General features: G+C 41.3%; 18 protein-coding genes. 3 read left to right on the plus strand and 15 right to left on the minus strand.

Features of this window, described 5'->3' with window-relative positions:
- Positions 1 to 264 precede the first annotated feature (264 nt).
- Together ACVR1G_RS06645 and ACVR1G_RS06650 are read left to right on the plus strand one after the other, a co-directional pair.
- A complete protein-coding gene (locus ACVR1G_RS06645) occupies positions 265 to 1,200 on the plus strand; it encodes a dihydroorotate oxidase (protein WP_447452405.1) in 936 nt (311 codons plus the stop codon).
- 120 nt (positions 1,201 to 1,320) lie between these two features.
- Positions 1,321 to 2,358 carry an oxidoreductase gene (locus ACVR1G_RS06650; RefSeq protein WP_447452406.1) on the plus strand — a complete coding sequence of 346 codons (1,038 nt, stop codon included), beginning with the start codon at positions 1,321 to 1,323 and terminating at the stop codon, positions 2,356 to 2,358.
- Positions 2,359 to 2,412: 54 nt separating this feature from the next.
- Here the strand turns inward: ACVR1G_RS06650 and ACVR1G_RS06655 are convergent, their stop codons facing one another.
- The 5 genes from ACVR1G_RS06655 to fakB all read right to left on the minus strand — a co-directional run bounded on the left by ACVR1G_RS06655 (position 2,413) and on the right by fakB (position 5,422).
- Positions 2,413 to 2,598 (minus strand): hypothetical protein, encoded by a 186-nt coding sequence (locus ACVR1G_RS06655; protein ID WP_447452407.1) that lies wholly within the window; start codon positions 2,596 to 2,598, stop codon positions 2,413 to 2,415.
- A gap of 70 nt (positions 2,599 to 2,668) precedes the next feature.
- Positions 2,669 to 2,944 carry a non-specific DNA-binding protein Hbs gene (gene hbs / locus ACVR1G_RS06660; protein ID WP_002962273.1) on the minus strand — a complete coding sequence of 92 codons (276 nt, stop codon included), beginning with the start codon at positions 2,942 to 2,944 and terminating at the stop codon, positions 2,669 to 2,671.
- Between the two features lie 214 nt (positions 2,945 to 3,158).
- Entirely contained in the window at positions 3,159 to 3,758 is a 600-nt protein-coding gene (locus ACVR1G_RS06665) for a YpmS family protein (protein WP_447452408.1), read from the minus strand.
- The gene (locus tag ACVR1G_RS06670; protein WP_447452409.1) at positions 3,736 to 4,587 is read right to left on the minus strand and encodes an SGNH/GDSL hydrolase family protein; all 852 of its coding nucleotides are present in this window, start codon (positions 4,585 to 4,587) and stop codon (positions 3,736 to 3,738) included. Before ACVR1G_RS06670 ends, ACVR1G_RS06665 begins: the two co-directional genes overlap by 23 nt.
- Positions 4,580 to 5,422, minus strand: a complete 843-nt coding sequence (gene fakB, locus ACVR1G_RS06675; protein WP_447452410.1) for a fatty acid kinase binding subunit FakB — start codon at positions 5,420 to 5,422, stop codon at positions 4,580 to 4,582. The genes ACVR1G_RS06670 and fakB overlap by 8 nt, the downstream gene beginning before the upstream one ends.
- Positions 5,423 to 6,376: 954 nt before the next feature.
- On the opposite strand from fakB, the gene ACVR1G_RS06680 reads away from it, so the two are divergent.
- Entirely contained in the window at positions 6,377 to 7,927 is a 1,551-nt protein-coding gene (locus ACVR1G_RS06680) for a putative cross-wall-targeting lipoprotein signal domain-containing protein (protein ID WP_447452411.1), read from the plus strand.
- Between the two features lie 471 nt (positions 7,928 to 8,398).
- On the opposite strand, the gene ACVR1G_RS06685 is transcribed toward ACVR1G_RS06680, so the two are convergent.
- The 10 genes from ACVR1G_RS06685 to asnA all read right to left on the minus strand — a co-directional run bounded on the left by ACVR1G_RS06685 (position 8,399) and on the right by asnA (position 19,888).
- A complete protein-coding gene (locus tag ACVR1G_RS06685) occupies positions 8,399 to 10,141 on the minus strand; it encodes an ABC transporter ATP-binding protein (protein ID WP_447452412.1) in 1,743 nt (580 codons plus the stop codon).
- Positions 10,131 to 11,873: an ABC transporter ATP-binding protein gene (locus tag ACVR1G_RS06690; protein WP_447452413.1), complete on the minus strand. Its 1,743-nt coding sequence runs from the start codon at positions 11,871 to 11,873 to the stop codon at positions 10,131 to 10,133. The genes ACVR1G_RS06685 and ACVR1G_RS06690 overlap by 11 nt, the downstream gene beginning before the upstream one ends.
- Positions 11,874 to 12,513: 640 nt before the next feature.
- Positions 12,514 to 13,053 (minus strand): VanZ family protein, encoded by a 540-nt coding sequence (locus ACVR1G_RS06695; protein ID WP_447452414.1) that lies wholly within the window; start codon positions 13,051 to 13,053, stop codon positions 12,514 to 12,516.
- Complete coding sequence (rlmN, locus tag ACVR1G_RS06700; RefSeq protein ID WP_447452415.1) at positions 13,053 to 14,159, minus strand: dual-specificity RNA methyltransferase RlmN; 1,107 nt, start codon at positions 14,157 to 14,159, stop codon at positions 13,053 to 13,055. Before rlmN ends, ACVR1G_RS06695 begins: the two co-directional genes overlap by 1 nt.
- A 2-nt stretch (positions 14,160 to 14,161) precedes the next feature.
- Positions 14,162 to 14,737, minus strand: a complete 576-nt coding sequence (locus ACVR1G_RS06705) for a YutD family protein (RefSeq protein ID WP_447452416.1) — start codon at positions 14,735 to 14,737, stop codon at positions 14,162 to 14,164.
- Positions 14,738 to 14,932: 195 nt separating this feature from the next.
- Positions 14,933 to 16,018 carry a SepM family pheromone-processing serine protease gene (locus ACVR1G_RS06710; protein WP_447452417.1) on the minus strand — a complete coding sequence of 362 codons (1,086 nt, stop codon included), beginning with the start codon at positions 16,016 to 16,018 and terminating at the stop codon, positions 14,933 to 14,935.
- Positions 16,008 to 16,499 carry a pantetheine-phosphate adenylyltransferase gene (gene coaD / locus ACVR1G_RS06715; RefSeq protein WP_447452418.1) on the minus strand — a complete coding sequence of 164 codons (492 nt, stop codon included), beginning with the start codon at positions 16,497 to 16,499 and terminating at the stop codon, positions 16,008 to 16,010. The genes ACVR1G_RS06710 and coaD overlap by 11 nt, the downstream gene beginning before the upstream one ends.
- On the minus strand, positions 16,489 to 17,028 hold the full coding sequence (gene rsmD, locus ACVR1G_RS06720; RefSeq protein WP_447452419.1) for a 16S rRNA (guanine(966)-N(2))-methyltransferase RsmD: 540 nt from the start codon (positions 17,026 to 17,028) through the stop codon (positions 16,489 to 16,491). The genes coaD and rsmD overlap by 11 nt, the downstream gene beginning before the upstream one ends.
- A gap of 48 nt (positions 17,029 to 17,076) precedes the next feature.
- The gene (locus ACVR1G_RS06725; protein WP_447452420.1) at positions 17,077 to 18,162 is read right to left on the minus strand and encodes an MmcQ/YjbR family DNA-binding protein; all 1,086 of its coding nucleotides are present in this window, start codon (positions 18,160 to 18,162) and stop codon (positions 17,077 to 17,079) included.
- A 733-nt stretch (positions 18,163 to 18,895) separates the two neighbouring features.
- A complete protein-coding gene (gene asnA, locus ACVR1G_RS06730) occupies positions 18,896 to 19,888 on the minus strand; it encodes an aspartate--ammonia ligase (protein ID WP_447452421.1) in 993 nt (330 codons plus the stop codon).
- Positions 19,889 to 20,616 lie beyond the last annotated feature (728 nt).

The raw sequence follows: 20,616 nt of genomic DNA on the forward strand, positions 1-20,616 counted from the left end.
TTCTTAAAATGAACCCTTACAGGGTCAAATTCGTTACGGCATTATACCATTACCTTTACATTCTACAAAAAAATAGCCAAAAAATCCAGTGTTTCCTTGGACTTGTTCAGCTAAATCCTTAATTTTATAGGCACATCTCAAACTAAAGCAGTATTATACGAACATATATCACTTATTCTCCATTAAATATTCGTTTAATCTTGATTTCACTGCCTATAAATAGTAGAATGTAAGCTAATAAGATTGATCTATTGGAGGATTCGCATGGTTTCTACAGCAACACAAATCGGAGATTTTACCTTTGACAACTGTCTGATGAATGCAGCAGGGGTCTACTGCATGACCAAAGAAGAATTAGCAAAAATTGACCAGTCAGCTGCAGGCTCTTTTGTAACCAAAACTGGCACTTTAGAACCGCGCTTAGGCAATCCAGAACCTCGCTATGCTGATATTCCTTTAGGCTCCATCAACTCGATGGGACTTCCTAACAAGGGGTTCACCTACTATCTGGATTATGTCATCAAGCTTCAGAATCAACCAGGGTCCAAGAATCACTTTCTATCTGTTGTCGGTATGAGTCAAGAAGAGACACATGCCATCCTCAAATCCATTCAGGCTAGTAATTATCAGGGCATGGTTGAACTCAATCTTTCCTGCCCTAATGTTCCTGGTAAGCCTCAGATTGCCTATGATTTTGAAGCGACTGAACAAATTCTAGCAAAAGCCTTCTCCTACTACACGAAACCGCTTGGAATCAAGTTGCCTCCCTACTTTGATATTGCCCATTTTGATCAAGCAGCTGCCATTTTCAATAAATTTCCATTAGCTTTCGTCAACTGTGTCAACTCTATCGGAAATGGCCTCTTCATCCAAGATGAAACCGTTGTCATCAAACCTAAAAATGGTTTTGGGGGCCTTGGTGGTGACTATATCAAACCGACAGCACTAGCTAATGTCCATGCCTTTTACCAACGCTTAAATCCTTCTATCAAAATCATCGGTACCGGAGGAGTAAAATCTGGCCGCGATGCCTTTGAGCACATCCTTTGCGGTGCCAGCATGATACAGATTGGAACAGCTCTTCACCAAGAAGGACCAGCCATTTTTGAGCGTATTACAAAAGAATTGAAGACTATCATGACCCAGAAGGGCTATGACAAGTTGGAAGATTTCCAGGGTCAGCTAAATTATATTGTCTGAGTAGCTAAAAATCCTCAAATTTCTATGTAACCGCAGGTTAGGGAATTTGAGGATTTTTTTCTTATATCGTAAATTAGCTTTTTGTTATAATGTAAACAGAATTTTATTGGAGGTATTGCAATGTCAAAGTTATTATCACCTGTTAAAATTGCGGGGCTGGATTTGAAGAATCGTATTGTCATGCCCCCCATGTGCATGTATGTAGTTGACAAGGAAGATGGAAAGGTCACTCCCTTCCATCATGCTCACTACGGGGCTAGAGCTATAGGGCAGGCTGGTTTGATTATCTTAGAAGCCACGGCTGTTCATCCCGATGGCCGACTAACTAATAATGATCTTGGTATTTGGAGTGATGATCATATCCCAGGTCTCAAGGCCTTAGTTAGCGAATTACATACTCTCGGCACCAAGGTTGGTATTCAGCTAGGTCACGGTGGACGCAAGGCAAAAGATGCTGTTGACAGCATTGCCCCTAGCGCTATTGCTTACAATGCAGACTACCCCACGCCGCGTGAAATGACAGTAGATGACATTAAACAGACCCAAGAAGCCTTTAGTACAGCAGCTGGCAGAGCCCAAAAGGCCGGTTTTGATATGATAGAACTTCATGGTGCCCACGGCTACTTAATCAACCAATTCCTAGAACCTTTAACGAATCACCGTCAAGATGCTTACGGCGGTAGTCTAGAGAATCGCTATCGCTTCCTTAAAGAAATAATACCAGCTATTCAACAAAACTTCGATGGCTCTATCTGGACCCGTCTCTCTATGACTGCCTACGATGAGACTGGCCAGCAAAATAGCATTGAAGACTGGCAGACTATTGGGCAGTGGTTAGAGGAAGATGGTATTCAATGCATTGATATCTCTACTGGCGGCCTGATGGATATCAAACCAAACATTCCAGTCTATGGCGGCTACCAAGCTCCTTATACTAGTAAAATGAAAACCGCTGTAAATATCCCTGTTACAGCAGTCGGCCTCCTAAACGCTCCTGAGCTGGACGAGTATCTCCTACAAACCCAACAGGCAGACCTCATTGAAGTTGGTCGCGGCCTCATTCGCAATCCTAACTGGCCTGCCTACGCTGCCCAAGTTCTGCATGATCATAATTTCAAGGTCTACAACAACTCCTATCAGAGGGGACAAGTTCAATAGATAACTCAATTCAAAAGACTCGAGGTGGTGATGTTACCTCGAGTCTTTTTTGCTCTATTTTAGTAAAGAATCAACCTCATCATTCTCTTCTTCGCCGTCCATCTTACTGTCAAAAGCTGCCTTTTCTTCTTCCGTCATTTCCTGTGGCTTGAAGATTCTAAACACGACACCAAATACAAGAAATTTAAGTGCGGTAAATATCAGCAAAATCAGTAAGGCAATTAAAAATGTTTTTCCCATCTTATTCACTTCTAAATTAAGAAAGGCTAGGAGATTATGACTCCCAGCCTTTGCATTATCAAAACGATTCTTATTTAACAGCGTCCTTAAGAGCTTTACCAGCTTTGAAAGCTGGAACTTTTGAAGCTGCAATTTTGATTTCAGCACCAGTTTGTGGGTTACGACCCTTACGAGCTGCACGTTCACGAACTTCAAAGTTACCAAAACCAATCAATTGAACTTTTTCACCTTTTGAAAGGAATCCTTCAATTGATGAGAATACAGCATCAACTGCTGCTGCTGAGTCTTTCTTAGTCAATTCTGTTGCTTCAGCAACCTTTGCAATCAAATCTTGTTTATTAGCCATTTCACTAATCCTCCAAATATTATTAAGTCAATAAATCTATGCACTTATGACTTTAACAGAGACTATGATATCTAAATTTCCTTACAAGGTCAAGTATAAAACGTTAATTTGGGCCTTTTTTACAATATTTCATCTTCCAGACGAGTTCAAAGCGACAAAATGTCATCATTCGCCTACAGAACTGGCCTTTATCTCCCTAAAATCAGCAAGAAAATTACTTTCGCTTATAAACATCAAAGCTAATCTTGTCATTAACTAGGTTAAACTCGGTCGCTTTAACATAGACACCTGTTTTATTTTTCATCTTAGGAAGATTGAGGATGATAGCGGATTTCTTGCTATCTACTTCAACAAAATCTGGTAGATCGTAGCTGGAAGCTATAAATTTCAGCACTTCAGAAACTGGCAACGACAAGGTTCCTGCTGAGACAGAACTGACATCAAGCTGGATGCCGCCATTTTCTAAGACAACAGGAGTGAAGTAAACTTGCAGCGGAACTTGATATCCCAGAAGAGTATAAGTTCCCTCAAATACGACATGACTGGAAGTCGCTGAAAAACTATAGCTATTTTTTTTAGTCTGATACTGCTTCAAATAGGAGGCTACCGTGGCATTTAGCTCATCGCGTGATGAGCTAAATGTTCCAATCTTGATATCAGACTGACTGACAGTCGCTTGATTTCCATGATTAGACGAATCTTCAAAAGTGCCTAGTCTCAATATTAGAACACCAACCAAGGCCAGATTAAAAGCAAGCAGAGCAAGAAAGCCCCACTGCCACCAATTTCTTTTACCATTTACTTTTTGTTTCATTTATCTTCTCCAAAACAGCATCAGCCATTATTTGATAACCCGTGTTATTGGGATGGAAATGATCCTTTTCAAACAAAGCATCATTTTGAATACTGCTGCTATCTCCAGATTCACCATCTGAGGATTGAGTAATTCCTTCCTCACCATTGATTCCCTTATAAAGCAGGTCATTAACAGGGACAAAATAGACATTTTTATACTCTTTTGTTACCGCTTGAGTACTGTTATTCCAATTATCAACGACAGTCTGCATCTCAGTCATATCTGGAAAATTGAGATAGAAAGGGTTATAAATTCCTACGATATAGATAGGAAGCTCCTGATTACTCTGACGGGCTAGTTTAACAATTTTACGGAGGCGCCCCTGATACTCTTGAGCCGGCTTCTTGAAACTGTCTACCTTTAAATCAGCACTGAGATTTCTTCTAAGAACAGCCATAACATCATTTCCACCGACTGTTAGCGTCATCATATCAGCCTTTTGCAAGCCCTTTTGCAAATCCTTTTTGTTTTGCATCCGCTTGAGAATTTGCTGGCTGGTATTGCCGGCAACACCATAATTACTGGAAGCCACTTGATAACCGTAATCATTTTCAAGAGACCGCGATAGAATGGGAACAAAGCCACCCTGACCAGTTGTATCTCCAACTCCTTCTGTTAAAGAATCTCCTAGAGCTAAATAATTAAAGGTCTTGCCTTCAGCATCGACTCTAAAGGTAAAAGCAACATGGTCTCCACCCGCTCTAGGTAAAAGAACATTAATAGCCAAAGCAAAACCGACTAGACAAAATAGGAAGAATGCCGGGGCTAACAATCGTTTTTTATTCATAACGCACCATAACTGCAAAGGCGTCTTCACCCGTATGAGTCTGAATAATCGAGCCAGTTTCCATCACAGAAATACGATCGCTCTCCACCAATTCTTGCAATCTTTCCTTCATCTTGTGAGCCCATTCGGGACCGCCAGAGTATGAAATACCAATCTCGGCTACTTTTTTTGTCTCAGCATGTTCAATAAAATTATCCAACCACTTAACGAAGGTCTTATTTCCTCGACCTTTGACAATTGGGTTGAGGACAGAATCCTTGAGTTCCATCACAACACGGATATTTAAAAGGGAAGATAGCATGCCGGACACACGGCCAATACGACCTCCTTTGACTAGATTCTCCAGCGTAGAGACACCGATAAAGAGTTCCGACTTCTGACGAACCTCTTCAACCTTGGCTAAAACGTCAGCGAGACTGGCTCCTTTCTCGGCCAGAATGGCAGCCTGAACAACTTGATGCTTCATGGACTGATCCGCAAAGGTTGAATCAATCACTGTCACATCAGCTCCTGCAATAGCAGCTCCCTGACGAGCTGCTTCAACCGTTCCCGATAAGCTGTGAGTGATATGGATGGAAACAACGTGCTCCGCACCATCCCTCACTAATTTTTCATATATATCAGCAAAAACACCGACTGGGGGCTGACTGGTCTTGGGCAACTCCTTACTCTGACGCATAAGTGAGAGAAATTTCCCCTCTTCTTTTAAGTCATTATCGCTATAAATAACACCATCAATCATGACTGACAGAGGTACCACCGTAATTCCTAAACTCTCCACCAACTCAGGCTCAATCGTAATCGATGAATCTGTAACAATCTTTATCTTGGACATCTTACTTCTCACTTTATTCTTTCTATAAAATCATTATCCATTATACCAAAAAAGCACAGGTTTGGGACATCCTACCAGATATATTCAATTATCGCTACCAATCTAGTCCTCACCGCAGCACAGGATAAAGAATTTAAACAGGGTAACAGTGAATGAATCCAGCACAACGATTGCTCTACATTTATCCGCAAATAGGATCTGGAATATAAGTGCTTTAAGTCCTAATTTACCAGCTATAATGTTTGAAGGAATAAAAAAAGGGAGCTGGAACAGCCCAAAAATTAAAAATTTTGGTTCGTATTTCCACTCTCTAAATGAACGGCGCAGGGGTAAGACTTCTTGACGTTGCCAACTAGTCTTGTCCCAACCACTGCGCCAAAAGTTTATACCAAAACAAGGAGGCTGAGCTAATTTTGGCCCAACCTCTTTTTTGCCTTATCAATTGAGGATTATAGGAAATGGCAAAAATGTTGCCAACAAATCCCCAACCTCACTTGGTTACTCCTATTTAAATCACTTTCAATCTTTCCTTAAATATGGCTAAATTATAACATAGGCCTTCCATGTTTACAAGATTTATTTCAGATAATTTATGACAGGCGTAACTGATGTGAATTATCTGATAACTCTATTAATCTGAAAAAACACGGCAAAGACAGGATTATTGCTACACCTATTAGGAAGTGGCAAGAACATTGTTAAGGCAGGGGTTTTAGAATGGTAATATTAGTTTAGATGAATTGTAATAAACTTGAAACTTTTTTTAATCTAGTACCTTTTCGAAATTCCTCAACTGTTTTAAACAGAAATCTATCAAGGTTTTTTACTAGTAAATGATCTGTCTTATTTCTCTAAAAAAGTATTTTAGCCCTAGAATAGCATATTGCATATTCCTAAATCTGTGATAAAATATCTCACTGTTAAAACAAATAATTTTATTAGATAGGAAGTACTATGCAGAAAGATACATTCAGCAAACGTAAAACTAAATTCGCAGGTCTCTGCGGAGCCATCCTTGCCACTGCTACTATCGCTGTAGGTGTTGGTACGACCGTTCAAGCCGACGAGGCGACAACGGCTACTGATACAGCAGCTCAACAAACTACTGCGACCGATGCCAGCAAGGAAGAAAAGATTGCGGTTGAAACCGAGCCGGTATCAACTACTGCGGCCAATACTGCTGCGGCTCCAGCAGCCGACACGGTAGCTGCTGTCCTCCCTGAATCATCAGCTCCAGTTGAAACAGTTACGACCACGGCACCTGCTGCAAACACTGTTGCGGATGCTTCTGCAACAGCAGCCAATACTGCTCAAGCAACCCCACAAGCTGAGCAGCAGGCAGCTGCTCCTGCTAACTCAACGTCGCAGCCCCAGTCCGTTAACTCGGTTGCTACTAAGCCAGAAAATACAGAAGAATACGGTACGGTAGACTTTGACCAAACTTTGACTGCAACAGCAAAAACCGCCCCTGTGACGGATGTTAACTACGATGGTACAGCTAATGAGTATATCGAAGTGGCTGATCCAAATCAGCCCTATACACCAAATGCGGACAACATCGCCAAGTATCTGAATGAATACTTGACCCAACTTCGTCAACTTAACGGAATCAATGTGCCAGTACCAGAAGCTAACGATTTGATGAAGGCATACGCACAAGCACGTGCCGATGAAGAAGCATCTGAAACTGACGGTATTGACCACGATACCAATCTAGGTTTCCCTGACGGTGTCACTGCTTATTCTGAAAACGGGCACCAAGATGGACTAGCCTCTATTGCTCAAAAGAACGATGCAGGCCAAAACTTAGGTTCAGACAAGGCGACTGCCTACTACTTGGCATTAAGCTGGTTCTCGGACTACTTTAATATTGCCAGTGGTGATGGTATGGAATCTTTTGGACACGCCATTTCTATCCTTTCCAATAGCGGGGAGGGTATGGCTCTTGGTCTCTCAAATGCTGGTGAGGATGCTTTCTACGCTATGTTAGAAATCGGCAGCAATGGTGAGATCCGAAACGAGGATGGTTTCACTACGACAACAGACGCTAATGGTAACTATGTTCTCAATTACAACGGGCAGCAGGTAAAATTCTTGCCTAAAACAACTTTCCACTATGTGACTAAGGATCCTTCAGCAGTTGCCCAAACATCTGATCCAAGCGATGATGCCAATACTGGTAATGACAGTGCTAATACTGGACAGAATAACCCAGCAAACGGAAATGATCCAGTCGGTGCTGGTAATGGGGCGGCAGCAGGCAATAATGGAAACCGCAATAATAATACTCAAGCAGCTGCTCCTACGGCTGCTGGTACACGACCTGTAACGATCGATGCTGCTCAGACAGATGGCAAAGGTAGTGCTTCTGTTCAAGATAAGCAAAACAATAACCTTCCTAACACAGGTGAGTCTGCTCAAGCAGCCCTTACCGCTGTCGGTGCCGTTTTAGCCTTGGCCGGCCTCGGTTTGACAACCAAGCGCAAATTAGGAACAGAAGACTAAGGTGATATATACTCCTATAGAAAAGAGGTTGGTAATGTTACAACCTCTTTATATTTGTGCTTGGGACAGATTAATTTAAAAGACTAATTATAACAGCATCAGAAAATTGATGAGCAAATAACCTCTGAATAACATCATCAGTACTGCGCCAAAGGCCTACTCTCAGGCTATCCGTATCTATCTAGTCTACGTCCTTCCGAAGAATAAAATTGAAATTAAAAGTAGAAGCTCGCCATCTGAACTTCTACTTTTTTTAGTATAGAGTCTGGTGTAGTTTCTTACTCACCAAGGAAACTGCACTATTCTTTTATAAATCTATGAGTCTGAAAAACAAAGGACAGAAAGACTCACATTGCTATACCTAATCACGATCTCTTACAGATGCTTTTTACAGAGTGATGGCAAAGCAATAGGCTCGGCTAGCTGCTTCATTTTCTATCAAATAAAGGATGGGCAGTTTAATTTTGTAGTTTAAAGCATACCGGCTTGGAGCTGGTACATACGGTAGTAGGTTCCTTGCTTAGCCAAGAGCTCCTCGTGTGTCCCACTTTCAATGATACGCCCCTTATCTAAGACATAGATACAGTTAGCATCCTGAATCGTTGATAAACGGTGGGCAATGGCAATAGTTGTTCGGCCTTGGCGCATTTTTTTCAGAGAAGTCTGGATAACCTCCTCAGTTTCTGAGTCAATATTAGCTGTGGCCTCATCAAGGATGAGAATCTTGGGCTGGCTGGCTACCGTTCGTGCAAAAGCCAAAAGCTGACGTTGACCAGTCGAGAAAGTTGATCCTCGCTCTGTCACTGGCTCATCATAGCCCTGTGGTAGCTGCTTAATAAAATCAGCCGCATCGACAAATTCTGCTGCTTCTGCTACCGCTTTATCACTGATGTCCTGATACATACGAATATTGGATTTGATTGTTCCATGATAGAGAAAGGGATCCTGTAAAACTAAACCAATAGCAGAGCGCAGTTCTTCCTGCGAATAATTACGAATGTCCTGACCATCCAAGAGGACTTGACCAGATTGAAATTCATAAAAACGCATAAAAACATTGATAATCGAGGACTTCCCTGAGCCAGTTGGTCCGACAAAAGCGATTGTTTCACCCTTATTGACCTTAAAACTAATATTATCTAGGATTTTTCGTTCGCCATCGTAAGAAAAGCTAACATTTTTAAATTCAATATCACCGTTTTCAACTCTCAAATCCCGTGTCTGTTGCTTTGGTTCATAGTCATCACGATCAATCAGCATAAAAACACGACCAGCCGAAACCATGGAAGTTTGTAAAGTTGAAAAATTCTGAGTTACTGAAATTAGCGGGTCGAAAAGGCGATTGATATATTGGATAAAGGCGTACATAAGTCCGGCTGTGATTCCAAACGTTTGCCAAGTCAAACCAAAATAAGCCATCAAAACAGCATAGCCTAGGAGCTTTAAAAGCGACATAGCCGGCCGTAGAAAAATACTATCCAAGAGTACTGAGCGATTAGCATAACGCAGGTGATCCTGATTGATCTCTTCAAACTCTTCTTTGAGTCGCTCCTCCTGACGAAAGGCTTGGATCACCCGAATTCCTTCAATAGATTCAGAAAGCTTAGTGTTAATATCACTCAGCTTGCTGCGGGTTGCCTCAATAACACTGACCGATTTTTTACGGTAGAGATCAACTAAAATAAAGATAAAAGGCAAAAAGAACACAATAATGGCAGTCAGACGGATATCCAAGACTATCATGGTATAAAGGGTTGTCGCAAAAATGAAGACAGCCGAAATAAAGCTAGATAAAATCCCTGAAAACATCTGACTAATAGCCTCAGTATCATTGGTCAAACGAGAGACAATGGATCCTGCTGGGGTCTGATCGAAATAAGACATGCCCAAATGCTGGACATTGTCAAAGGCATCCTGACGGATATCCCGAACAATACTGTAGGCTACCTTGGAAAAGAGATAATTCCCTACATAGGAGAAAATCATCTGTAAGACATAAAGCAGAAAATAGCCCAAAAGGATCATCAGAGCTACTTGATTGACATTTTCAATATAATGGTCGATAAAATAACGTGCTACTAGAGGAATTACTGTTTGCACGATAGTTGTTAAAAGCAGGAAAGCCAAGGCAAAAGCAGTTAACCACTTATAGGATTTCAGGTAGGCCATGAGTCGCTTAAATACCAGTTTCTGGCTCATTACTTTAGTTCCCATCAAGCTCTCCTTCCATTTCAAGTTGCTGTGATTCATAAGTCTGGGCATACCAACCACCTTGCTCTAAGAGTTCTTCGTGCCGTCCGCGTTCAATGATTCGTCCTTTATTCATGACTAGGATTAAATCACTGTGGACAACGGCACTTAGGCGGTGAGCCGTAATGATAGTTGTTTTTTGCTGGCGCGTTTCTTTAAGATTATCAATAATGGTGTATTCTGTCTTAGCATCAACAGCTGACAGGGAATCATCCAAAATAAGGATTTCTGGATCCATAATCATAGCGCGAGCCATAGCAATCCGCTGCTTCTGTCCACCTGATAGCGAAACACCTTTTTCGCCGATTAAAGTGTCAAAACCATCAGGCATAGCTTGAATATCCTCATAAACCTGAGCTAGTTTAGCGGCAGTCTCAACTTGCTCCATACTTAAATGAGGGTTGGAAAAACGGATATTCTCTAAAATTGTCATAGCAAAAAGAAACTGATCCTGAGGTACATAACCGATAAGACTGCGTAAGTCAGACAGACGGTAGTCCTTAATATTATGACCGTTGAGGCTGATAATACCAGAAGTTACATCATGCTGACGCAGCAAAAGCTTAAGTAAGGTCGTTTTTCCAGAACCAGTCTGACCGACGATTCCCAGAGTCTGTCCTTTTTCAAGCGTGAAATGAATATCGGCCAAACTCTCCTCGTCTTCATAATCAAAACGATCAATATCGTAGCTAATAACACCATTTTCAATAGTTTCCAAGGGCTGCCTAGCCTCAATAACATCACTCTCTTGAGCTAAAAGCTCAGAAATGCGATCGTAGGAGACATTACCACGCTGACTGATATTAAAGAGAAAGCCGATCGCTTGCAATGGCCAAACCAACATATCTAAGTAAGTAATGAAAGTGACTAAACTACCGACCGTCACGAGACCTGCTGTAATCAAATAAGCACCAACCAGGAGAGTTAGGACATAGCTGGAACCAACAAAAATTAGTGTAATCGGAGTGAACATGCTATTGTAGCGCATGCTGACGAGATTTTTCTCAAAAGTTGCCTGATTGGTTTTGGCAAAACTATCAGATTCTTGCGCTTGATAACCAAAGGACTTGGTTACCTTGATCCCCGACACGCTCTCTTGTACCTTATTATTAAGATCAGAAAAAGCAGCCTGTGCTCCCTTGAACGATTCATGATTTTTACGCCCCAGGCGGCTTGTCGCAAAAGCCATTAAAGGTAGAGGAATGATAGCAATCAGAGTCATCTGCCAAGAAATAGTAAAAAACATGGTAATAAGTGTTACCAGAGCTGTGATGGAGGCGTCAACAGCCGACATAACACCTGCTCCTGCCAGCATCGTCAGGGAATTAATATCATTTGTCGCATGGGCCATTAGATCTCCAGTACGGTACTTCTGGAAAAACGAGGGTGACATTCTAGTGAAATGCTCAAACAGGCGACTACGTAAAATTTTACCCAAACGATAGGAAGTCCCCAAGAGATAAACCCTCCAAACTAATCGTAAGAGATACATACCAAGGGCAGCTAGGAGTAAAACAATTAATTTTGTCAGTAAGCTCGTTAGGGTTAAGTCTTTAGCATCAATCGAATCAATAACCTGTCCCATCACCTTAGGTGGGATCAAATTAAGCACACTGACTAAACTCAATGACAAAATTCCAATTAGATAGCGGCCTTTCTCAAGTTTAAAGAACCACCAAAGTTTTTTTATAATCACTTCTAATTCCTCTCTCAAAATGGAAAAGGGAGTTTAAAAGCTCCCTATCCCCTAAAAATCAAATAAACAACCCAGAATTAGCAATCTTCGGGTTAAAGTTCTGGTCAAATCCGCGTCTGCTTAGTACTTACTAACTTGCACTGCACTGGTGATTTACATGGTTGTAAAGTCCATCCGTATAAGTCAAGAAATTCAGATGGGTTGTACAGCAGTCCCAACCCAGTAAATTTACTAAGGCTAAAAATGTAAAAAGTGGCCTTTCTCCCCAAGAGCAAGGCACATTTACTAACAGAATTCTAGTGACTTTCAAAGAGTGTCCATTTTTTTAGTTTTAGCCATAACAAGAGCCTGGGACAAAAGTCCAGACTCATTAGTATATTCTAAGTTTACCAGATTGGTGCAGTGGGTGGGAGTAAGACGTGTTGGCTATGCTAAGAAGTCTTACCCCTGCACAATTCATTAGATACTGTGGCACCAATGAACCACCGCTAATTGGCAGTCCTTATCTTGGGGCTCAGTCTTATTTTCAAGCGCCCCCTTAAACAGGAAAATGACAAAGGTCCGAGCCTTAAAATGGGATAGCAAAGAAAATCAAAATCGTGATTCCATCACAATTTACTGATTGAGTCTCACTCTCTGTTTATTTCTTCTTACGTAATAGTATCTTAACTACTATAAATTGTAACACAGGCAGTAGCCACAGAGCAACTAATCCGCCTAAGGTATTAAAGATAAGATCATCAATTTCAAAAACCCGATTAAAATTAAAGAGCAGATCCAAGAGAATCTGAGTAGACTCGATGAACAAACTCATAAGAAAGCTCATCACTAAGACTAAACGCCAGCGGCGCCACCTTTTAAACAGTGCCAAAAGCCCCAGCAGGACAGGAGTCAGTAAAAAGAGATTGCTGAAATTCTGCCCCATGATCCAAAAAAGTTCCTTTAGAGTATCTAGCTGTCCAATACTGATAAAAGAATTAAAGGGTACCAGTAAGACAGGAATCCGGCCCAAGTAATGGATATTAGGCGTTTCAACTCCAGTCATTTCAAATGGCTGGGGAGCAAAACACAGATATATCAGACAGAGACCGTATCCTGTCAACAGGAAGCAAGTAAGCTTATATCCTAAATCTGTAACTTCCGCCTCCCCATCAAACAACCGTTCTAAAATTTTAGTCATTAGTTAGCAGCCCCTGCCACTGCTTTTTGGCGATCGCGCTTCATCGTATTAGAGCGAAGTTGACCACAGGCCGCATCAATATCAGTACCATGCTCTTGACGAACCACACAGTTGACGCCATTTTTCTTAAGAACATCATAGAAAGCATCCACACGGTCCTTGGTTGAGCGACTGTATTGATCATGTTCAGATACAGGGTTATAAGGAATCAGGTTGATATAGGAAAGTTTGCGGATAGATTGGGTTAAGTCAGCCAGTTCTTGCGCATTTTCAGGAGAATCATTGACCTCATTGAGCATGATGTATTCAAAGGTCACTCGACGGTTGGTCTTCTTGATATAGTATTCGATGGCATCAAAGAGCTTTTCTAAAGGGAAAGACCGATTGATACGCATGATACTGGAACGTAAGTCATTGTTAGGAGCATGCAAAGACACAGCCAAATTGACTTGAATACCTTCATTAGCAAACTCACGAATCTTGTGAGCCAAACCTGATGTCGATACTGTAATATGACGGGCACCGATGGCTAAGCCGTTATCATCATTGATGGTATGCAAGAACCTAATAACATTATCATAATTGTCAAACGGCTCACCGATCCCCATAACGACAACATGACTGACGCGATCGCCTTCACCACGGTCATCCAAGTATTTTTGCACCAGCATAATCTGAGCAGTAATTTCCCCATTGTTAAGATCGCGCTGCTTTTTAATCAAACCGCTGGCACAAAAGGTACAGCCGATATTACAGCCGACTTGGGTAGTCACACAGACAGATAAACCATAGTGCTGCCGCATAAGTACCGTCTCAATCAGCATGCCATCCGGCAACTCGAAAAGATATTTGATAGTCCCATCAGCGGATTCTTGAACAATGCGCTGTTTAAGAGGATTAAAGCAAAAATTCTCTTCTAAAACAGCGATGAACTCCTTAGAAATATTAGTCATTTCTTCAAATGATTGGACGCGTTTTTTATAGAGCCAGTCCCAGATTTGAGTGGCCCGAAATTTTTTCTCACCGTGTGCCATAGCCCAATCAATCAACTCATCTCGAGTTAGTCCGTAAATTGACGGCTTCACGGTAACCCCTTCCTTAGTCATATTCAATTTTCCTTCTTTCTAATCGTGAAATGCTGACGGTAGTGTTCCTCTTTTGAATCGTTTATTTCCTGCTTCTTTTTGCTTCCCTTTTTATTAAAATGACGATGCGACTGATTATTATCCTCTCTCACCTTAAAAGAAGACTCATTAGGATTAATTGGGGAGCGGGAAGAGCGACGCTTGCGGTTATCGCGGCGGCGACGGCGATCTCCCTCATCAGACTTCACTTCTCTTGGTTCAGGATTAGCCAGCAGGAAATAGGCGCAGCCAAAATTACAATACTCTTTCAGGTAGTCATCAAGACGGCTAATTTTACTATCCGTTTTGACAACTCTATCATCCTTATAAAATCCCCTTAGGCGCAATTCATCACTGGACCAATCACCTAGAATATAGTCGTATTTAAGCAAAATTTCCGAAAAACGCTGCTGGAAATTCTCCAGCTTAAAACCCTCCCGATAATTATCGACCAATTCCAGACTGATCCCATCAGACTGAATATGATTATCAAAAACCACAAAACTTGGCCCCGGAAATTTATTATAATTTAACATTTCAGGGGAAATTTCTCGTCTCATCGGCTTCCCTTCTTTCAGCAGTAATCTAACACTAGTAGTTCCATTAACCTTATTATTATACACTATTTTGAACCAGATATAAAATGACAGGTAATATAGTGACTAAAGTCAGCTTGGGTAGGTCAATAATTTCAGGTGGAGAATATAAAATCAGAGAACCAAAAAATCACGACCTTCACCGTGATTTTGATTTTTTTATTTCTTCAAGTAATCAATAGCATCTTGTGCAGTTTTAACTGGAACAATTTTCATGTCAGAGTCGATATCTTTAGCAGCCTTCTTGGCTTCTTCATAGTTATTTCCTTTAGGGTAGTACTGTTCTTCATTCTTTTTAATAGGATTATCAGGAACAAAGAAGATCTCCGCTCCTGACTTATCAGCTGACACCACCTTTTGTGAAACACCGCCGATATCACCTACGCTTCCATCTGGTTCAATAGTCCCTGTACCTGCGATCTTGCGCCCTTGCAAGAGGTCTTCCTGATTGAGCTGGTCATAGATAGACAGGGTGAACATCAGACCCGCACTGGGACCACCAACGCCTTCCGTAGAAAATTTAACCTTTTGTTTGGAACTAACCTCGGTATGATCTGTCAGCGAGATACCAATACCATTCTTGCCGTTTTTTAGCTTAACAACCTTACCGTCAGCTGATTTTTTCTGATTTTTGCGCGTGTATTGAACGCTGACTTTGGAACCACGCTTGAGCCCACTAACATACTTCACCAAGTCCTTTGAATTTTTAAAGGTCTTGCCATTGACTCCTGTCACCGTATCAGCAATCTCTAAAACTCCTTTGAACGTTGAATTATCTGCAATATCCAAAACATAGACACCCTTATAATCCATATGGACTTTCTTACCAGAAAGCTTCATGGCTTGGTAAACGGCCGTATTCTGGGAATTCTCCATATAATATTGATTCATTAATTCAAACTCCTTGGTACTGGCACCACCAGTCATCTCATCATCAGAGACAACATCCGTATAGGGTGTCAGCCAAGCATAAAAAAGCTGAACAGGAGTTCCCCGCCGTACCTCTACAGCTACAAAATTATAAGAGCCTTTACTCTTACTAGCTTTACCGTCTACAGTTACAACTTGGTTGATGTCATAGGCTCCCCCCGGAACCTCTACATAGTAGGGTAAGGGGGCAAAGAGGCAAAAAATAAGCAGCAGAAGTAAGCTGCCCAGTAGACCACCTAGCAGCCACCACTTAAAGCGTTTAACAAAGCCGCTGAAACCCTGATACTGCTCATTTTGAGCGTAGCTAATCGTCATTTTGTATTTTCTCCAATTCTAAGGCAACTGCTTCAGGAACATAAGGGCGTACATCTGCCCCAAAATGAACTAGTTCTCGAATACGCGAAGAACTAATCTGTGAATACTCGGGAGAGGACAATAGATAAATCGTCTCCAGCTGGGGGGCTAAGTCATGATTGAAATAGTCCAGACTGGTTTCATAATTAAGATCCTGAGTATTTCGTAAGCCACGTATCAAGATACCAGCCCCTATATCTTTAGCAACTTCCACGGCCAACTTATCATGCGAGGAAATGACGGAAATATTAGGCAAACCAGCAACCGCCTGTTCGATTAAGAATTGCCGCCTGTCCACACTAAAAAAACCTGGTTTTTCCTGATTAAAAAAAATTCCTACATAGAGATGATCAACAAGGTGACTGGCCCGCCTAAACAAATCCACGTGGCCATTAGTGACAGGATCAAAAGATCCTGTAAATAAACCGATTTTATCTGACATAAATTGTTACCTTACTAATTCCATATATTTTCTGTTTCCATGTATAAAACTGGCCAATATTCTGCGGCAAGACGACAGCCTTGTCAGTCTCGCAGACAATCATCACATCCTCGGACAAGAGATTAAGCTTCTCTAAACTGAGGATATTTTGAACTATTTCTTCCTCTGTGTAAGGAGGATCCAAGAACACTAAATCAAAGGGCCCCGTCAATAGCCGCAAGGCTTGTTGAGCCTTCTTTTTAATCAGATAGAACTGCCCTTGCGATTTGGTTATCTTAATATTATCTGCAATAATGGCCTGAGCCCTGGGATCCTTCTCTACTAAAACAGCTTCAGTCATCCCACGAGATATCGCCTCGATCGAAAGACCTCCGCTACCAGCATATAGGTCTAAGACGCGGCCACCATTAAAAAATGGGCCAATCATACTATAAATAGCTCCCTTGACCTTATCAGAGGTCGGCCTAGTTATCTTGCCTGGTAAAGTCTTTAAAGGACGACCACCAAATCTTCCAGCAATAATTCTCATGTTCACTATTATATCAAAATTTATCAAGCATGCCGCCAACAAAGTATCCTAGTCTTTTAGCTGATTGACAACAAAGTCAATTAGCTCCTTAGTCATGCGTCTGGGACCGCGAACCGTTTTAACTCCTTGTTCTTTAAGCAGATCCATAGGCAGTTCCCAATCTTCAAAAGTCTTAACCCTCTCAATTTCCATCAAGGCCTTAATGTCCGACCGATCGCGGTAACTTTCATTAGGAATATAAGTCTCTAACACACGGCAGGCATAGCGCACTGCCTTTATAGGGGCAGTCATATAAATAAAGACCCAGTCTCCCTTTTGAATCTGCGCCTTCTGCGTCCATTTAATCCTATCACTAGCCGCAAACTCTGCATCAATATCATAATATTTAGGATTAGCAGGAATCAGCCAGTAGTCGGGACCGCTTATTGATTTATAGCCTTTAGGTCCAACCAAAGATCGGCTCTGTTCTACGAGTTCAAATATAAGATTATCTGATAAGCTGTCATCCAAAACAATAGAAATCCACGATTGCTTATTCATGTGATAGCTAGAATAAATACCATTTATCTGCAGCAAATCAGATAAACGCTCTTTGGCAATCTTAATATTAATCACCTCTACCTGACGCTCTAAATCTCTTTCAGCTAAACGATTATCGTCTTTAATCAATTTCCCAAATGCAAGGGGGAAAAGTAAGGCATACCATTTTTGATTAGCAGGATGACGAAAGGCAGCATATTGAGGATATTTAGCAAAGGGATAGTCAAATTGGTCACCAAATTTTATCGCTAGATGATGGGCTAAGCGATTGGACTGCGGAAAATCAAAAGGATGCTCATCAAAACAGGCTTGTGCAATATCCTCTAAGAGCGCACCGTAAACCTCTCGAACCTGACCAACGTAATGACCCACACCCGCAGTTACGTGAATAGCTGTATATTCCTCACCCAAGTCTTTATCAATCAGGCAGCCACTCACACGACCATTCCTTGCTATATTAATCTGAGCCTCAAAATCCCCTTCCATAATATCAGCAGCATAAGAATAACCTGTCTGCGTCTGATAAAAACCATATGCTATCAATTTGTGCTCATCAGGAGTTTTACGCCTAAAAAATTCATCTTCAAATGCCATTTTTTCTCCTTTACTAAGATACAAAGGGCGTCAAAAGCGACTAGGATTTTAGGAAGGTGACGCTGTGTGCTGGCACACAAGGAAGCTTATCTAAATCCCGAGCTTTTAGCCCGTGTTCAATTATTAAGATACTAAGCCGTTAAGCGACTCAAAGAAATTTAGGGAGCCGGACGAAGAATCTCCAAAGATTCTAAGAAGGCGAGTCTAATTTCACAGAGTCATAGGCGGGTTCGATTACCAAGACACTAAGCCGTTAAGCACTCCAAAGGAATTTAGGAAATGGAGTGACGATTCATTAAGAATCAAGCGACATTTATCTAATTCCACAGGAGTGTAGGCGGGTTCAATTATCAAGGTACGGCAGAGGCTTGTTATCTAAGTGCTTTGCACTTGATAACAAACGCCAATCACTATGGTGAATTGGCTACCTCTCCCACTAACTCCGTTTGGTTAGTAAAATCGACTAACCAAACTTCATGTCGCTAAGCCGTAAAACACTCCAAAGGAATTTAGAGAGGCTGACAAAGCCCCAAGCTTCAGTCTTTTTCTGTTTTACTAATATTGCTTTTTAATTCCTAAGTTGAGCTTTACCGAGAAACCATATTATATTCAAAAGTACAAAGACCCATTATTTTGAGTTTTAAAGGGTATGAGCATGGAAAATGGTTCTGTTTCTTATTATAACATTTATAAAAAAACAAACAGGCCTGCCCAGCCCGCTTGCTTTTATGGTCTACAAAATATTATCAAATTCTTCACGTACCTGATCTGGCCAAACACTGGATTGGACTTCACCGATATGCTTTTTGCGCAAAAGATACATAGCCATACGCGATTGTCCAATACCGCCGCCAATAGTTAATGGAAAGAGACCATTAAGCAGAGATTTATGCCACTCCAATTGCAGCCGCTTTTGATCGCCGGTAATCTCAACCTGGCGTTTAAGCGCTTCCTCATCCACCCGGATTCCCATAGACGAAAGTTCAAAGGCATGCCCAAGCGCCTCATTCCAAACTAAAATATCACCATTTAAGCCGTGGTAACCCTCTTCTGACTCAGATGTCCAGTCATCATAGTCTGGTGCGCGGCCGTCATGCGGCTTACCATCTGCTAGCTCCCCGCCGATACCAATTAAGAAGACGGCACCGTACTCCTTGGTAATGGCATCCTCACGTTCTTTGGGCGTCAAATCAGGGTATTTTTCAACCAATTCCTCAGTGTGAACAAAGGTAATCTTCTTAGGCAATACAGCGTCAATATCAAAACGTGCTTCAACGGCCAACTCAGTCAGGCGAATAGCCTTGTAGACTTGCTCAACGGTTTCTTTGAGATAAACAATATTGCGACGACCATCAGGAATAACCTTCTCCCAATCCCATTGATCAACATAGACGGAATGGATTTGATCCAAAGAATCTTCATCGGGACGCAGAGCCTTCATATGAACAAAGAGCCCCTCACCTTCATTGAAACCAAAGCGCGCCAAAGTATGACGTTTCCATTTGGCTAGAGAATGAACAACTTCATAAGTCTCGTCAGGAATTTTGAGGACATTCACACGCACAGGATTTTCCACCCCACTCAAATTATCTTGCATACCATCTCCGACTCGGCTCAAAATAGGCCCTTGTACTTCGACGATATCAAGCTTATCAATCAAATACTGAGTGAAGGTATTTTTCACAAAAGAAATCTCCTGCTGTTGATGAATGAAGCTCTTCTTCATAGGCTTTCCCTCCTTAAACTACGAGACTTAATCTAACTCTATCAAACCTGCAAAAAATATAAGTATTTTCAATAGATTTGGAGTCAGCACATTATGCCCGCTAAAAGTAATATGACCATATTATACTCCTATTTACCACATAAGAAAAGAGTTTTTTGAAAATTCCTGAAATAGATTTTCAAAAAGAGTAGGTCATAAAATACAAGTAACAGTAACTTCTAGAGCCCGAAAACTTTGAAAATCTAATCCTTCTTTCTAAAATGGGAATCAAACCGTCTCAAACGAATAGGGAGAAAAGTAGGGTTAACTGGGTTTTTAAACCGAAATATGACAATTGAAAACCAACAAAACAAGGTACTACCCTGAATTACAAATTTCCTGTCAAACTTAGTCACGATAGGCCTCATCACATGAATCTCAGTATTTCTAAATAAGAAAACAAAAGCGGCAGAAACAGACATAAGATACCAATATACAATCATGCAATCTATAAGGTTAGAGATTAAAGAATCACGATTTGGCAGAAGTCAATTTTCCTTAACCGCGATACTGCTTGTAGCTACTGAGACAGACCTTTACATAGCCTAATGAAATTAAAAGATAAATAATAGCAAGCGTTGGGGTCCTAAAAAGGATAACAAATGGTGTTTCAAATAAGAAAGAAAACCAGAAGGAGGGTCCCCCTTAGCTGCCACAGACCAGGGGTTAAATACTGTTCTTTCACGTTT

This window comes from Streptococcus dentasini (assembly GCF_053206945.1).

What these genes read in the sequence shown, in the direction of transcription:
- ACVR1G_RS06685 (WP_447452412.1), bottom strand. Translation starts at nt 10,141, where the DNA reads ATGGGAACTAAAGTAATGAGCCAGAAACTGGTATTTAAGCGACTCATG.
- ACVR1G_RS06695 (WP_447452414.1), bottom strand. Translation starts at nt 13,053, where the DNA reads ATGACTAAAATTTTAGAACGGTTGTTTGATGGGGAGGCGGAAGTTACA.
- ACVR1G_RS06665 (WP_447452408.1), bottom strand. Translation starts at nt 3,758, where the DNA reads ATGAAACAAAAAGTAAATGGTAAAAGAAATTGGTGGCAGTGGGGCTTT.
- ACVR1G_RS06655 (WP_447452407.1), bottom strand. Translation starts at nt 2,598, where the DNA reads ATGGGAAAAACATTTTTAATTGCCTTACTGATTTTGCTGATATTTACC.
- ACVR1G_RS06705 (WP_447452416.1), bottom strand. Translation starts at nt 14,737, where the DNA reads ATGAGACGAGAAATTTCCCCTGAAATGTTAAATTATAATAAATTTCCG.
- ACVR1G_RS06680 (WP_447452411.1), top strand. Translation starts at nt 6,377, where the DNA reads ATGCAGAAAGATACATTCAGCAAACGTAAAACTAAATTCGCAGGTCTC.
- ACVR1G_RS06645 (WP_447452405.1), top strand. Translation starts at nt 265, where the DNA reads ATGGTTTCTACAGCAACACAAATCGGAGATTTTACCTTTGACAACTGT.
- rlmN (WP_447452415.1), bottom strand. Translation starts at nt 14,159, where the DNA reads ATGACTAAGGAAGGGGTTACCGTGAAGCCGTCAATTTACGGACTAACT.
- hbs (WP_002962273.1), bottom strand. Translation starts at nt 2,944, where the DNA reads ATGGCTAATAAACAAGATTTGATTGCAAAGGTTGCTGAAGCAACAGAA.
- ACVR1G_RS06710 (WP_447452417.1), bottom strand. Translation starts at nt 16,018, where the DNA reads ATGACGATTAGCTACGCTCAAAATGAGCAGTATCAGGGTTTCAGCGGC.
- ACVR1G_RS06725 (WP_447452420.1), bottom strand. Translation starts at nt 18,162, where the DNA reads ATGGCATTTGAAGATGAATTTTTTAGGCGTAAAACTCCTGATGAGCAC.
- rsmD (WP_447452419.1), bottom strand. Translation starts at nt 17,028, where the DNA reads ATGAGAATTATTGCTGGAAGATTTGGTGGTCGTCCTTTAAAGACTTTA.
- coaD (WP_447452418.1), bottom strand. Translation starts at nt 16,499, where the DNA reads ATGTCAGATAAAATCGGTTTATTTACAGGATCTTTTGATCCTGTCACT.
- ACVR1G_RS06670 (WP_447452409.1), bottom strand. Translation starts at nt 4,587, where the DNA reads ATGAATAAAAAACGATTGTTAGCCCCGGCATTCTTCCTATTTTGTCTA.
- asnA (WP_447452421.1), bottom strand. Translation starts at nt 19,888, where the DNA reads ATGAAGAAGAGCTTCATTCATCAACAGCAGGAGATTTCTTTTGTGAAA.
- fakB (WP_447452410.1), bottom strand. Translation starts at nt 5,422, where the DNA reads ATGTCCAAGATAAAGATTGTTACAGATTCATCGATTACGATTGAGCCT.
- ACVR1G_RS06650 (WP_447452406.1), top strand. Translation starts at nt 1,321, where the DNA reads ATGTCAAAGTTATTATCACCTGTTAAAATTGCGGGGCTGGATTTGAAG.